This window comes from Pseudovibrio sp. SCP20, assembly GCF_057774105.1.
The window spans coordinates 289,265-302,597 of sequence record NZ_JBYMDH010000003.1 but is presented as its reverse complement, the minus strand read 5'-3'; the positions used below and the strand labels follow the sequence as shown (position 1 = coordinate 302,597).

Below are 13,333 nucleotides of genomic sequence, written 5' to 3'. Positions count from 1 at the left end.
GGTTGAAACGCGCGAAAGAAGGCTTATCTTCTTCAATAATGTCCGGTTTCTGTGGGGTTTGGGTGTTTTTCCATAAAGTGCAGCCTTTTGGCTTATCTGCATTCGTTGAAAGGCGCTGGTAACTTGCCTATAACCCTAATCAAGTAATAGTTGGCTTAGTCCAACTCTCATTTATTTGTCGGTTTGTCCGGCAGCATACCTAGTAAAGGGATCTCTCTATGCCTTGGAGCAATCAAAGCGGAGGTGGCGGCAATAACGGCGGCCCTTGGGGGAACTCCGGCGGCAACAAGGGCGGTGGTGGCCCTTGGGGCGGTGGCGGCGGCCCACAGCGTGGCGGCGGTAACAACGGCGGAAACCCACCTGATTTCGAGGAAATTTTAAAGCGTGGCCAGGATCATCTGAAGACTGTTCTTCCAGGTGATGGCGGTGGCCTTGGCTTTAAAGGTGTTCTGTTCGCGATCCTCGTTGCTGTTTTGATTTGGATGGCTACTGGCCTTTATCGCGTTGACGAAGGTTATGTGGGCGTTCCTATGGTGTTCGGTAAGGTCGTGGGCCAGACCGGTCCAGGTCTGAACTACAACTGGCCGTATCCGATCGGTTCTGTTGAAACGCCAAACGTACAGGGTGTTCGCGAAACAACTATTGGTCTGCAGCAGTTCTCTGGTCGCAGCGCGGTTTCTACACGTGATGTGCCTGAAGAAAGCCTGATGCTGACCGGTGACGAAAACATCGTTGATGTTGACTTCAAGGTTCAGTGGGTCATTCAGAACACTCCTACTGGTGTTCAGGAGTTCCTGTTTAACATTCAGAACCCGGAAGGCACCGTTAAAGCTGTTGCTGAAAGTGCGATGCGTGAAGTCGTTGGCAGCTCTCAGATTGATGCGATCCTGACTGAAAGTCGTACACCGATCCAGCAGGCTGTTCAGAAGCTGATGCAGGAGACGCTGGACAACTACAAGTCTGGTATCCAGATCACCAACGTTCAGATGCAGAAGGTTGACCCGCCAGCGCAGGTTATTGAAGCGTTCCGTGATGTTCAGGCAGCGCGTGCTGACCAGGAACGTGTACAGAACGAAGCGCAGGCTTATGCAAATCGGATTGTTCCAGAAGCGCGCGGTTCTGCTGCTCGCGTCTCTGAAGCAGCACAGGGTTACCGCGATAAAACAGTTGCGGAAGCAAAAGGTCAGGCTGATCGCTTTACCAAAATCTATGAGGAATACGCGAAGTCTCCGGACGTTATTCGTCAGCGCCTCTATCTTGAGACAATGGAAGAGGTCTTGAGTAAAAATCCAAAAATTATCATTGACGGAAATGGTCAGCAGAATGGCGTGGTGCCATACCTGCCGCTTGACCAGCTGAACAAGCGTGCTGGAGGAAACAACTGATGAAAAGTGGTCTTCTTGGCATTGCAATTGCTATCGTTGCGCTGGTTCTTTACTGGTCCACATTTAGCCTGAACCCAGCACAGCAGGCATTGGTTCTGCAGTTTGGTGAGGTCCGCGGCGTTCAGACAACTCCGGGTCTCAAGTTCAAAGCTCCTTGGCAGAACGTTCTGATCATCGACAAGCGTATCCTTGATCTGAACATGCCTCCTATCGAGCCAATCCTTGCTGACAAAAAGCGTCTTCTGGTTGATGCGTTTGCGCGTTACCGGATTTCTGATCCAGTCCGCTTCTATCAGTCCGTGAACAACATCCCTGCGGGTGCATCCCGTCTGGCTACGTTCCTGGATTCCAGTCTGCGTGGCGTTTTGGGTAACGCAACTCTGGAGCAGGTCGTTCGTGATGATCGTTCCAACCTGATGGAGCAGATCCGTCAGGACGTTGACAAGCGCGCTGCTGCGATTGGTATGGACGTGATTGACGTGAAGATCCGCCGTGCGGACCTTCCGGAAGCGAACTCCCAAGCGATTTTCCGCCGCATGCAGACCGAGCGTCAGCGTGAAGCGACTGAAATCCGCGCACAGGGTGAAGAGCAATCCCGCCGCATTAAGTCTCGTGCAGACCGTGATGCAACCGTTATTGTAGCGGAAGCCGAGCGTGATGCGCAGGTGATCCGCGGTGATGGTGATGCGGCTGCCAACCAGATCTTTGCTGAAGCTTATGGCAAAGACCCAGGCTTCTTCGAGTTCTACCGCTCTATGCAGGCGTACCGGACCGCAATGGAGAAGGGTGATACCTCTCTGGTCCTGTCTCCGGACTCTGACTTCTTCCGCTACTTCAACGATCCACGCGGAAATGTGAGTGCTCCGGCGGCAGGTGCTGCCCAGTAATGAATGATTTTATTGTGGCTCTGGGGCTTGTCCTCGTTGTTGAGGGAGTGGTCTACGCTCTTGCCCCGGGTCATTTGAAGGAGTTCATGCGGAAGGCTCAGGAAATTCCTGATCAGTCTCTCCGTCTTGGTGGTGTTGCAGCAATGGCGTTGGGCGTTCTGATTGTATGGTTGGTGCGTTCGCTGAGTGGCTAGACGCAGATTTGCCAATGATACAACTGCGAGAATTCAGCCTGACGCTGTAAAAAAATAAATGTTAGTTTTGCCCGCGCTTTATTAACCAAGCGCGGGCATATTTGTTTTCAGAATGCGTTCTGGTGGCGCGTGTATGCTCACCTGATAATCTGAGGAGATGGCTTATGGCCGGTGTTTTCCCTCGCCTTGAGCTTGGACGATCAATCAAGGCAATTGTTTTTGCGAGCGTGCTTGGAGTTGCGGCAGTGACCGGCAGCTTTAACAACGCTCAGGCACGTGGCCCTGAATCTCTGGCGGATCTTGCGGAAGAACTTGGTGATGCTGTGGTGAATATTTCCACTGCGCAGCGTGTGAAAGCCAAGCGTTCTCTTCAGTTGCCGGATGTTCCGGAAGGATCTCCATTCCAGGAATTTTTCGAAGAGTTTTTCAACGGGCAAGAGCCTGAAGGTGAAAGTCCTCAGCGGGTTCAGTCGCTTGGTTCCGGGTTCGTGATCGATGGTGATGAGGGCATCATTGTTACGAACAACCATGTGATTGAAGGTGCTGATGAGATCACCGTCAACTTCAACGATGGCACCAAGCTTTCTGCTGAGCTGCTTGGCTCAGATGAAAAGACTGACCTTGCTGTTTTGAAGGTTGAGCCTCAGTCCACCCTGGACTCGGTCAAGTTCGGCAGCTCTGAAGTGCTGCGTGTTGGTGACTGGGTGATGGCGATTGGTAACCCGTTTGGCCTTGGTGGCACTGTGACGGCTGGTATCGTTTCAGCGCGTAACCGTGACATCAATTCAGGTCCGTATGACAACTTCATTCAGACTGACGCTGCAATCAACCGCGGTAACTCTGGTGGTCCGCTGTTCAACATGGACGGTGAGGTTGTGGGCATCAACACGGTGATCTTCTCGCCGTCTGGTGGGTCTATCGGCATTGGCTTTGCTATTCCTGCTGAAACCGCAACTCGTGTGATTGCGCAGCTGCGTGAGTTTGGTGAAACCAGACGCGGTTGGCTGGGTGTTCGTATTCAGCATGTGACTGACGAGATTGCCGAAAGCCTTGGCATGGACAACGCGCAGGGTGCGTTGATTGCTGGCGTTTCTGAAGATGGTCCTGCAAAGGAAGCAGGCATCATGCCGGGTGATGTGGTGCTTACCTTTGATGGTCGTGAAGTGCCTGAGATGCGTGATCTGCCGCGTATGGTTGCGACCACCACAATTGGCAGCACCGTGCCGCTGACTGTTCTTCGCCGCGGTGAAGAGGTTGAGATCGAAGTTACGCTTGGCCGTCTTGATGAAGTGGCTGAAGTTGAACAGGTTGAAGAAGAGCAGGAAAGCCCGAAGGATAAAGCTGACGAGACCGTTGTGTTGGGTCTGTCTCTTGCCAAGATCGATGAACCACTTCGTGAACGCTTCGCGCTTTCCGATGAAATTGAAGGCGTGGTGATTACTCGCGTGACTGAAGGCAGTTCTGCCGAAGACAAGCGAGTGCGTGCTGGTGACGTGATCGTTGAGGTTGCTCAGGAGCCTGTGGCTTCACCGAAAGACGTGGTTGATATGGTTGAGGCTCTGAAAGCCGACAAGCGCCGCTCTGCGTTGCTGTTGCTTTCAAATGGTGCTGGTGAGCTTCGCTTCGTTGCGGTTCGCATCGAAGAGTAAGACGCTCATATAAGACACGAAAAAAGCCGCTTCCGGATTGGGAGCGGCTTTTTTGTTGTTGGGTGAAGTTTAGTTCTTCACGAACTCATCATAGCTGTAACCCTGCAGATAGAGCAGGGCGGTCAGATCGCCATGGTTGATCATGGCGCGCGCTTCTGCCGCGACTTTTGGCTTTGCGTGGAAGGCAACACCGAGGCCTGCAGCGCAGATCATGGCAAGATCATTTGCGCCATCACCGACCGCGATTGCATCTTCCAGAGCGATGTTCTTTTCTTCGGTCAGCTCGTTCAGGCGATCCAGTTTGGCTTGCTTGCCGAGGATTGGCTCAGCCACTTCTCCGGAGAGTTTGCCATCGGCTTCCAGAAGGGTGTTGGCTTTGTTCTCATCAAAGCCTATGACCTCAGCGATCTTACGGGTAAAGGACGTGAAACCACCAGAGACCAGTGCTGCGTAGCCACCGTTGGCTTTCATGGTCTGGACGAGTTCTCTGCCACCTGGTGTCAGGGTGATGCGGTTCTCGATGGTCTTTCCGATCACTTCGGTGCCGAGGCCTTTCAGCAGGGCGACGCGTTCACGCAGAGCAGGTTCAAACTCGATCTCGCCGCGCATAGCGCGTTCAGTGATGTCGGAGATCTTTTCCTTCAGGCCCAGCTCAGCTGCCAGTTCGTCGATGCACTCCTGCTGGATCATGGTGGAATCCATGTCTGCGATCAGGAGTTTCTTTCTGCGGCCATTCTGGGGTTGAATGAAAACGTCAACTGGTGCATCTGCAAGGTTTGTGCGAATAGAGCTTTCGAGCTCTTCAGCATCTGCAGGTGCTTCAACCGTCAGATCAACTGCGATCTGTGGTCGGAGAACTTTAACCTGAGGAGCTGCGGGCAGAAGGGCACTGATCTTTTCGATAAGGTCTTCAGTGACAGCAGGTTTGGCTGGATTGGAAATGAGCGTGACAACAAACGACATAAGCAGCTCTCGAACTGTGCAAGTGAATGGCACTGGGAAAAGGCCTGTTGCCGTGTTGATAGCCGGACCGACGGCCAGCGGCAAGACAGCTCTTTCCATTCAACTGGCAAAAGAGCTGGATGCGTGGGTTGTTAATGCAGATTCCATGCAAATCTATTCTGATCTGCACATATTGAGCGCTCGTCCGAGTGCGGAAGAAGAATCGCAAGCACCTCACCACCTGTTCGGCCACGTGGCCAGTGAGCAGCCTTACAGTGTGATGAACTGGTTGACCGAGTTTGGTGAGCTGTTGGCGAGGGCACGGCAAGAAGGTCGTCCTCTGGTGGTTGTTGGTGGAACCGGGCTGTACTTCAAATCAGCTTTGGAAGGCCTCTCTTTACTGCCGGATATTCCAGAGGGCATTCGCCAGCATTGGCGCACCTTTGCGCAGGAAGCTACTTCTGAGGAGCTTCATGGTGCGCTTGTGGAGCGTGATACGGCTATGGCAGAACGGTTGCACCCTTCGGACACACAGCGCATCGTACGGGCTCTGGAGGTCATTGAGGGGACAGGTAAGTCACTTTCCATTTGGCAGAATGAGCGAAGCACACCTTTGCTTGCTGCTGATGAGGCAATGACCGTTGTGCTCTCGCCGGACCGGAAGGTGCTGCATGATCGTATCCACCGCCGGTTTGATATGATGATGGAGCAGGGAGCTGTTGAAGAGGCTTGTGCACTCTGGGCCAAGGGCCTAGATCAGAACTTGCAGGTGATGAAGGCGATTGGCGTGAAACAGCTTGCAGAAGCTGCCAATGGACTCACCACGATGGAATGGGCGATTGAGAAAGCGAAGACGGAGACTCGCCGCTACGCTAAGCGACAATCCACGTTCTTCAGGGGACAACTTTCCAGTTGGCCGAACCTTGATCCGCTAAATTCGGATGAAGTTGCCGAGTTTGTCAAAACTGTGAAGACGGCTTTCTCAGAGAAAGCGTGACGCCCAATTTTATTGATAGGCGAAATTCCCTGTTAAAATTGGCAGATAGATAGTTTTACGAATGAATTTCTGAGTGACAACTTTCTATGGTTTCTTTAAAGAGAGGCGCACGTTTGGCAGAGGCCGCCAAACAAGCCATACTTTTTTCCGAGAATTTAAATATGCGGCGGAGCTGAGGCTCCTTAGAGCTCTGGTCGGTGTGAGATTACTCCACCGACCAGTACTAATTTTAAGTGATTGTTACGGGTGCTGTTAGGGTAGGTTTACCTTAAGTCATTGTTCGGATCGCATAAATAGCGTTATCCGGCAAATCTATGGTAATTTGAGAACGTAATTTTGCCGCAATAAATGTTGTCTGCATACTTTCTTCGAGAAAATCCTACTGAATTTCAAAGGATTGCATGAAACAAGGGTTCTGACGCTTTTTAGACATATTAAAGTGCCATCAAGCACTCGCCTTTAAGTTTCGCCCATGCTTATAAGCATAGCGCATGCATTAAAAGTGGTCTTTCTTCGGGAAACTGATCTCCGAAAATGACCAGAGGCTGTTGGTCTCACGTAGCCTGTTTTCACGAACTGGCTGGCGTGTGATTATAATGGAGGAAGCGAGCGTGACACTCCCAATTCTGGAAACCAAACGTCTCCGGGCACGTCCTTTTACCTCTGATGATCTGGCAGATCTGGTTTGCCTCCATAGTAACCCAGTCGTTAACCGGTATCTGCAGCCCACCAATGTGGCCTGGGACATTTCTACCGTGAAAAAGCGGTTGGCTGGTTTCATTGAAACGCAGGAACTGATGGGCTTCAGCAAGTGGCATCTGTCTACGCGTGATGGTGAGTTCGTTGGACGAGCCGGCTTCTCTCTTTATGAGAAGACCGCTGAAGTCGAGATGGGCTACACCCTGCATCAGCATTACTGGAACCAAGGGCTAGGCAGTGAGATCGCGCAGGCGCTTGTGGAGTGGTTTTTTGAGAACACCTATTACTCCCACCTGCTTGCTTTTGCGCATCCAGAGAACCATGCCTCCAAGAAAGTGATGACACGTGCTGGCTTTGAGTTCCGTGAAACCCGGATGGTTGATGGTATGCCCTGTGAGTTCTATCAAGTGCTGAGCCCAAGCTGTCAGAAACTGGCTGTTCCGGCCTAAGCAGGCACAAAAAAGCGCGGGCATTCAACCCGCGCTCTTTCCTTGAAATTATGCAGGCTTACACGCTGATTGCGTCTTCTACGTTCACCTGACGCTGGCGGCGAATGGCCAGTTTGTTCAGAGCTGAAACGTAGGCGCGGGCGGATGCGACCAGAGTATCGGTGTCGGCACCTTTACCGGTTGCGATCTTGCCGTTGTCTTCCAGACGAACGGACACTTCAGCCTGCGCATCGGTGCCTTCGGTCACTGCATGTACCTGATAGAGGGACATGGTTGCATCGTGTGGCCAAATTGCCTTGATGGCATTGAAGGTTGCATCGACTGGGCCGTCGCCAGTGGCTTCGCGTGTTTCGTGCTTGCCGTTGACATCCATGGTCAGGATGGCTTTCTGTGGTCCGCCGGTACCTGCAATCACGGTCAGGGCGATAACCTTGACGCTTTCGCTTTCGATGGTGATCTGGTCTTCCACCAGTGCTTCAATGTCTTCGTCGTAGACGTTTTTCTTACGGTCTGCCAAGTCTTTAAAGCGACGGAAGGCTTCCTGCAGCGCGTTGTCGCCCAGCTCATAACCCAACTCAGACAGCTTGTCTTTGAATGCATGACGACCAGAGTGCTTGCCCATGACCAGGGAAGTTGCACGAACCCCTACATCTTCCGGACGCATGATTTCGTAGGTTTCTGCGTGCTTCAGCATGCCGTCCTGGTGAATGCCGCTTTCGTGAGCAAATGCGTTCTTGCCTACGATGGCTTTGTTGTACTGGACGGGAAAGGAAGAAACGGCGGAAACCAGCTTGGAAGCGCGGGTCAGGTAGGCTGGATCGATGGAGCACTCGTATGGCAACACATCGCTGCGGGTGCGCAGGGCCATGACGATTTCTTCCAGAGCTGCGTTACCAGCACGCTCGCCCAAGCCGTTGATTGTACATTCGATCTGACGTGCACCACCTGCGACACCAGCCAGAGAGTTTGCAGCAGCCAGACCCAAGTCATTGTGACAATGCACTGAGAACACTGCTTTATCTGAGTTCGGCACATTCGCGATGATCTGCTCAAACATGCTCTGATATTCAGCAGGCGTTGCGTAGCCAACGGTGTCTGGCAAGTTGATGGTGGTTGCGCCAGCATTGATAGCTGCTTCCACGCAGCGGCTCAGGTACTCGATGGAGGTACGGGTGGCGTCCATGGCGGACCACTCGATGTCATCGATCAGGTTGCGAGCCTGTGTCACGGTTTTGGTGATGATCTCCAGAACCTGCTCTTCGGTCTTGTTCATCTGGAACTGCAGATGGATCGGAGAGGTGGAGACGAAAGTATGGATACGGCCTTGATTTGCCAGTTTAATTGCTTCGCCAGCGCGGTCGATGTCTGCCGGAATTGCGCGGGCCAGACCTGCGATGATGGAGTTCTGGGAGCGTTTGGCGATTTCGCTGACCGCTTCAAAGTCACCCTGAGACGCAATCGGGAAGCCAGCCTCAATGATGTTAACGCCCATTGTGTCAAGTAATTCTGCGACTTGCAGCTTTTCTTCCAATGTCATGGACGCGCCTGGAGATTGTTCTCCGTCGCGCAGGGTGGTGTCGAAAATAACTACTTGGTCTTTAGCGGATGCGGTCATTGGTGATGCCTTCAACTTTGCCCCGACAGCTTGCTTGTCCTGAATAGCGCCTGGGGATTTTCCTTCAATCTCAGATATTTAGATGATCCCCTAAGTGCCCGCCCAGATACGGGGCAGCCGACGCCTAGGGGCATCTAAGTAGAAGGAGGGTGCGTAGGAAGAGGCCGCCATGCGGGCGCATGGTGCTGTTTTCATTCAGATTGTCGCGGTTCGCGATCATTATCTGTCAGCTGCCTTTTCGTCGCTATGGCTCAGAATCAAACGTTTCTAATCACTTAGGTGTCAGATACTCGTCTGAAATTACTAGCCAATTCTTCTTTAAGCGTTACCGAGTAAGTCTCGTTTTTGCCAAATCTGTAATTTTCCTAGCGGATATGAGGTGGAAACGCAAGAATTTTACTCAAAGACAGGGCTCTGATTACTCAAAAGTATATGCAGTTCACGCTGAGATAATCTCAATTGGTTCACAGCGCTGCGGGAAAGCGGAGGAGGCTTGAAGCGCTCCTCCGGAATAATCGATCAAAGCAGCAGTTCGCCGCGTGCGAGGACAACTGCTTGTCCGCCAATGCGATGCGCGTGGATTTTGCCGGACTGCATCTCCATTTCCAGTGAGATGGAGGAGGGGCGACCCATCTTGAAGCCTTGTTCAATGAGATACTTGTGAGTGCCATCCAGCGGAGCATCAAACTCGGCAATGGAACCCGCGAAAGCAGCGACTGCAGAACCGGTTGCAGCGTCTTCCCGTGGCAGGCCGTTTTCCAAATAGACCATGCGGGCGTGGAAGGCACTGTCTACGTGGATGGTCTGGCGGCAATAAGCGAAGGCGTTGTTGTGTGCGATATCGCCGAACGCTTCGTCCCAGTACTTGTGTACGGGTTGGATGCGGTTGATGGCGTCCATGTCAGCTACTGGAACAAATGCAAATGGAACACCAGCTTCCCAAGCTTTCGGCTTGTGGTTTTCGAAAGTGATTTCATTTGGTTCCAGCGAGAGCGCTGCTGCGATTACATCTTTGTCGCCCAGTTTCTGGGCTGGTTTCGGCAGCCTTGGCACATCAAATTCAGCGGAGGTGGCTTTGCCTTTTTGCAGGGCAACGGCGCAACGAACCAAACCGACTTTCTCTTCCAGCAGCACCAGCATGTCCATGTCGTTATCCGGCGCGCCAAAGCGGTTCTCAGCCAGCAGCACTGCGGTACCAACAGTCGGATGACCTGCGAATGGTAGTTCCATGGACGGTGTGAAGATGCGGATGGAGGCGTTGTGAGCCGGGTTTTCCGGCGGCAGAACGAACACGGTTTCAGAGAGATTGAACTCGCAGGCGATCCGCTGCATCTGAGAGTCTGATAGTCCTTTTGCGTCCAGAACGACTGCAAGCGGATTACCTGCCAGCGCCTTATCAGTGAAAACGTCTAGCAGGGCATAAGGTCTGGCCATTTTGAAGTCCAATTGTCTCAGTTTGGTGCTGGGCTGATGGCCTTGGAGCATGAGCCCAGCATGCGAAAAATGTTAGCTTGAGCGCTACTCAAGATTGTTTTGGCACCAAATACAAGTCTGCAAATGAATATAGCTCGTTAATTTAACAGATGTGCGGTGAGCGCGATTGCATAAGGTGGCACGCGATAGGCTTTCAGATCTTCCGGTGATGTAATGATAACTGCTTCTTCCAACTCAGGTTTTTCCTGGTTTGCGTTGAAATGTGAGATTTTTGAAAGGATTTCGTCTGAGCTGAGTTGCAATGTTAAAATACGGGCAATGGCCAGCCGTGGTCCATCTTCAATGGCGAGCACCTCACCCAGATCACCCTGATCGAGTGTGAGACCGGTTTCTTCTTCCAGCTCACGAGCGATGGAGCCGAAGATATCCACCTCACCGGAGGGAGTGATATCATTGAGATCAAGATTTCCACCTGGTGGGTAAACCTGACCGGCGGTTGCGGTGTTGCCAGCCATTTTACCAAAGACCAGATGACCTTCTCTGGAGCGCAGCACAGTGCAGCCGAACAAGTTCTTTGCTTCTCTGTCCGGGAAGCCCCAGTCGCGCCATGCCAGAAATTCGGAGTAGTTGATCTCTACCAGTTCGCCAGTGAACTGGGCGTTGTCCAAGGAGTACTGATAGAGTGACAGAACCTTGCCATCCCAAAGATCCGGATTATCAGAGATCAGGGTTTGCCAGTTGGCTTTGATTGCTTCGCTGTTGTGGGTCGCAAAGTCCCAGGTGGCGGCCATATCGAGCTTCAGGTCAATTTCGGAGACCTCGTGGATCTGAGGTGTGAGATCCTTCTGCATGTGCTCAATCGGGCCAGCGCCCTGAAAGGCACTCGGCCTGCTCATGGTGCTGTGGTAGCCGTGATGGGCATAGAACGGAGCTGCGTTTGCATCTGACTCAAGGCGCAGTTGCGTGCATTGCATGCGTTTGGCGATTTCCTCTGCGCCTTCCAACAGCCACGCGCCGTGGCCTTTTCCGTGTGCCTCTGGCAACACAAACAGACAATTGAGCAGCGCAACCTCCGTGCTTTCTTTGAGAACACGGGCAAATCCGATCGGATGATCTTCCTCTGAGATCACGAGGATCGGATCTTTGTCGATCATTTCTGGTGTGATCTTCCAGTGGTCGCAGAACTCCTGCATGTCCTGAGGATCATAGCCCCAGTGGCCTTTGGCTGCGTGCATTATGTTTGTGAGGGCAATGGCTTGGCTCTTTTCAGCCGGGCGCATTTGGCAATGCATTCTTCTTGGTTCTCCAAAAATCAACTTATGACGAAAAGCAATAGTGCCCGAGGAAGTCGTGGCTCTGGATTCGCCAGTCTTCTTTTCGGTCTAGTTGAAACAACCAGCCAATAGTGGCCCAAAAGAGGAAATGGTTTCAAGTGACCAGCGCGATTTGAAGGATACCCAACCCGAAAAGATTAACGATTAACTACTTGCATGAGGTTCGTTGGCTGACAAGAGCTTACCGGGCAGGCAGACCCTGTTTGACCCAATCGCATGGCGCTCTTTGTGACCCGTGACAATCACAGTTGAGAAGGTTCTCATGCGCATTCTGGTTTCACTCCTATGCTTGCTTGCGGTTGCCAAAGGGCTGCCTGCTTATGCTGTGAGCTGGCAAGCGACCGGGAGTGAAAAGGAACTGCTGCTGACCAAGGGCGTTGGTGGTTTGACGCTGCTGCATAACAGGGCGGGGAAGATCCATCGTTCCACACGGGCAGAAATGGCCAAGAGCGCGCTCATCAACTCACTGAGTGCAGAGGCACTTGCGGGGAATGCGCAGGCTGTCTTTGGACTGGCTGTGGCGCATGAAATGGGCCATGGGGTGCCGCGTGATTTGCCGGTTGCCATGGAGCTTTATGAGCGAGCGGGCGAGATGGGGCTTGCTGCGGCTTACAACAATCTGGGTGAAATCTACCGACAGGGGAAGCATGGTGAAGCTGACCCTGTGAAGGCGCGTGAGCTGTATCAGCTTGCTGCGGATTGGGGCGATGCCTGGGCGCAGAACAATCTGGGTCTTTTGTATCTGCATGGCATTGGCGTTACCCGAGACCCGAAGCTCGCCTTTTACTGGGTGAAGGGCGCTGCCATGGCGGGGTTAATGCAGGGTATTGAGAACCTTGCTGGCCTTTATCGTGATGGTGTTGGTGTTGAGCGAGACGCGATGCGCTCTCGTGCGCTTTATAAAAAGGCGATTGCACTGGGCTCTATTGATGCGCATGTGCCATTGGGCGAGCTGCTTGAGAATGGAGATGGCGGGAAGGCTGATCTGATGGGGGCCATCCGTCACTACCGTGTTGCGGCGGATGCAGGGCATCTGTTGGGGAACCATTATCTCGGCACGCTTTATGAGGATGGAGTTGGCGTTCAGCGGGATCTGGAGCTGGCGTTTTATCATTATGAGCGGGCGGCGAAGCGTGGTTTGGCCCGGTCACAGTTTGCTCTGGGGCGGTTCTATCTGCTTGGGCAAGGAACGAAGCCGAACCTAAAGAAAGCCATTGGTCTTTACAAAGCGGCTGCCAAGCAGGGCAATGCGCAGGCATTGAATGATCTTGGTGTGCTTTATGAAAATGGCCGTGGGGTTCCGCAATCCTACGAGTTGGCACTGGAGTTTTATACGGCGTCCTCAGCCCGGTTTCCGTTTGCGCTGACCAATGCGGGTCTGCTTTATCTCAATGGGCGCGGTGTGCCGCAAGATATCGAGCGGGCCAAGGATCTGTTCCGGGAGGCATCTGAGCGTGGGGAGCCTGTGGGAGATGTGCTGCTGGGCAAAGTCTATTTGCAGGGCTTTGATGAAGAGCCGAACCCGAGTGAAGCGGCGCGGATGTTTTTGCTTGCAGCTTCCAAAGGGGTGCCGGAAGCCTTTTATCTGCTGGGTTATTGCCATGAGAGCGGGCGGTGCATGGACCGCAATCTGGTGAAGGCTCGTGATTTTTATAAGATGGCGGCAGAGCAGGGCTATCGGGATGCGGAGCGGGCGCTTAACCAGCTTGAGTGGCGATTGCGAACCCAGCCACACAATTAAAGCGTAT

11 protein-coding genes are annotated in these 13,333 nt (G+C 52.8%); 7 read left to right on the top strand and 4 right to left on the bottom strand.

Annotation, left to right across the window (positions count from 1 at the left end; all coding sequences use genetic code 11):
* Positions 1-218: 218 nt before the first annotated feature.
* The 4 genes from hflK to AC3CB2_RS14020 all read left to right on the top strand — a co-directional run bounded on the left by hflK (position 219) and on the right by AC3CB2_RS14020 (position 4,115).
* Complete coding sequence (hflK, locus tag AC3CB2_RS14035) at positions 219-1,385, top strand: FtsH protease activity modulator HflK (RefSeq protein ID WP_008547520.1); 1,167 nt, start codon at positions 219-221, stop codon at positions 1,383-1,385.
* A complete protein-coding gene (gene hflC, locus AC3CB2_RS14030; protein WP_008547935.1) occupies positions 1,385-2,272 on the top strand; it encodes a protease modulator HflC in 888 nt (295 codons plus the stop codon). Before hflK ends, hflC begins: the two co-directional genes overlap by 1 nt.
* Positions 2,272-2,466, top strand: a complete 195-nt coding sequence (locus AC3CB2_RS14025) for a DUF2065 domain-containing protein (RefSeq protein ID WP_014286578.1) — start codon at positions 2,272-2,274, stop codon at positions 2,464-2,466. The genes hflC and AC3CB2_RS14025 overlap by 1 nt, the downstream gene beginning before the upstream one ends.
* 164 nt (positions 2,467-2,630) lie before the next feature.
* Positions 2,631-4,115 (top strand): DegQ family serine endoprotease, encoded by a 1,485-nt coding sequence (locus AC3CB2_RS14020; protein ID WP_352933460.1) that lies wholly within the window; start codon positions 2,631-2,633, stop codon positions 4,113-4,115.
* A 69-nt stretch (positions 4,116-4,184) separates the two neighbouring features.
* Here AC3CB2_RS14020 and serB read toward each other — a convergent pair whose 3' ends face one another.
* On the bottom strand, positions 4,185-5,078 hold the full coding sequence (gene serB, locus AC3CB2_RS14015) for a phosphoserine phosphatase SerB (RefSeq protein WP_352933457.1): 894 nt from the start codon (positions 5,076-5,078) through the stop codon (positions 4,185-4,187).
* Here serB and miaA point away from each other — a divergent pair.
* Positions 5,056-6,054, top strand: coding sequence for a tRNA (adenosine(37)-N6)-dimethylallyltransferase MiaA (miaA, locus tag AC3CB2_RS14010; protein ID WP_352933454.1), 999 nt, complete (start codon positions 5,056-5,058; stop codon positions 6,052-6,054). The genes serB and miaA overlap by 23 nt on opposite strands.
* A 611-nt stretch (positions 6,055-6,665) precedes the next feature.
* Complete coding sequence (locus AC3CB2_RS14005) at positions 6,666-7,202, top strand: GNAT family N-acetyltransferase (protein ID WP_008547740.1); 537 nt, start codon at positions 6,666-6,668, stop codon at positions 7,200-7,202.
* 58 nt (positions 7,203-7,260) lie between these two features.
* On the opposite strand, the gene AC3CB2_RS14000 is transcribed toward AC3CB2_RS14005, so the two are convergent.
* From AC3CB2_RS14000 to AC3CB2_RS13990, 3 genes are all read right to left on the bottom strand, one after another.
* Positions 7,261-8,817 carry a 2-isopropylmalate synthase gene (locus tag AC3CB2_RS14000; RefSeq protein WP_008547692.1) on the bottom strand — a complete coding sequence of 519 codons (1,557 nt, stop codon included), beginning with the start codon at positions 8,815-8,817 and terminating at the stop codon, positions 7,261-7,263.
* 519 nt (positions 8,818-9,336) lie between these two features.
* Positions 9,337-10,251: a PhzF family phenazine biosynthesis protein gene (locus AC3CB2_RS13995; protein ID WP_008547952.1), complete on the bottom strand. Its 915-nt coding sequence runs from the start codon at positions 10,249-10,251 to the stop codon at positions 9,337-9,339.
* Between the two features lie 137 nt (positions 10,252-10,388).
* Complete coding sequence (locus AC3CB2_RS13990) at positions 10,389-11,543, bottom strand: GNAT family N-acetyltransferase (protein WP_352933449.1); 1,155 nt, start codon at positions 11,541-11,543, stop codon at positions 10,389-10,391.
* 304 nt (positions 11,544-11,847) lie between these two features.
* Between AC3CB2_RS13990 and AC3CB2_RS13985 the strand changes: the two genes are divergently transcribed.
* Positions 11,848-13,326, top strand: a complete 1,479-nt coding sequence (locus AC3CB2_RS13985; RefSeq protein WP_352933446.1) for a tetratricopeptide repeat protein — start codon at positions 11,848-11,850, stop codon at positions 13,324-13,326.
* Positions 13,327-13,333: the final 7 nt, after the last annotated feature.

What these genes read in the sequence shown, in the direction of transcription:
- AC3CB2_RS13990 (WP_352933449.1), bottom strand. Translation starts at nt 11,543, where the DNA reads ATGCATTGCCAAATGCGCCCGGCTGAAAAGAGCCAAGCCATTGCCCTC.
- serB (WP_352933457.1), bottom strand. Translation starts at nt 5,078, where the DNA reads ATGTCGTTTGTTGTCACGCTCATTTCCAATCCAGCCAAACCTGCTGTC.
- miaA (WP_352933454.1), top strand. Translation starts at nt 5,056, where the DNA reads ATGAGCGTGACAACAAACGACATAAGCAGCTCTCGAACTGTGCAAGTG.
- hflK (WP_008547520.1), top strand. Translation starts at nt 219, where the DNA reads ATGCCTTGGAGCAATCAAAGCGGAGGTGGCGGCAATAACGGCGGCCCT.
- AC3CB2_RS13985 (WP_352933446.1), top strand. Translation starts at nt 11,848, where the DNA reads ATGCGCATTCTGGTTTCACTCCTATGCTTGCTTGCGGTTGCCAAAGGG.
- AC3CB2_RS14000 (WP_008547692.1), bottom strand. Translation starts at nt 8,817, where the DNA reads ATGACCGCATCCGCTAAAGACCAAGTAGTTATTTTCGACACCACCCTG.
- AC3CB2_RS14020 (WP_352933460.1), top strand. Translation starts at nt 2,631, where the DNA reads ATGGCCGGTGTTTTCCCTCGCCTTGAGCTTGGACGATCAATCAAGGCA.
- hflC (WP_008547935.1), top strand. Translation starts at nt 1,385, where the DNA reads ATGAAAAGTGGTCTTCTTGGCATTGCAATTGCTATCGTTGCGCTGGTT.
- AC3CB2_RS14025 (WP_014286578.1), top strand. Translation starts at nt 2,272, where the DNA reads ATGAATGATTTTATTGTGGCTCTGGGGCTTGTCCTCGTTGTTGAGGGA.
- AC3CB2_RS13995 (WP_008547952.1), bottom strand. Translation starts at nt 10,251, where the DNA reads ATGGCCAGACCTTATGCCCTGCTAGACGTTTTCACTGATAAGGCGCTG.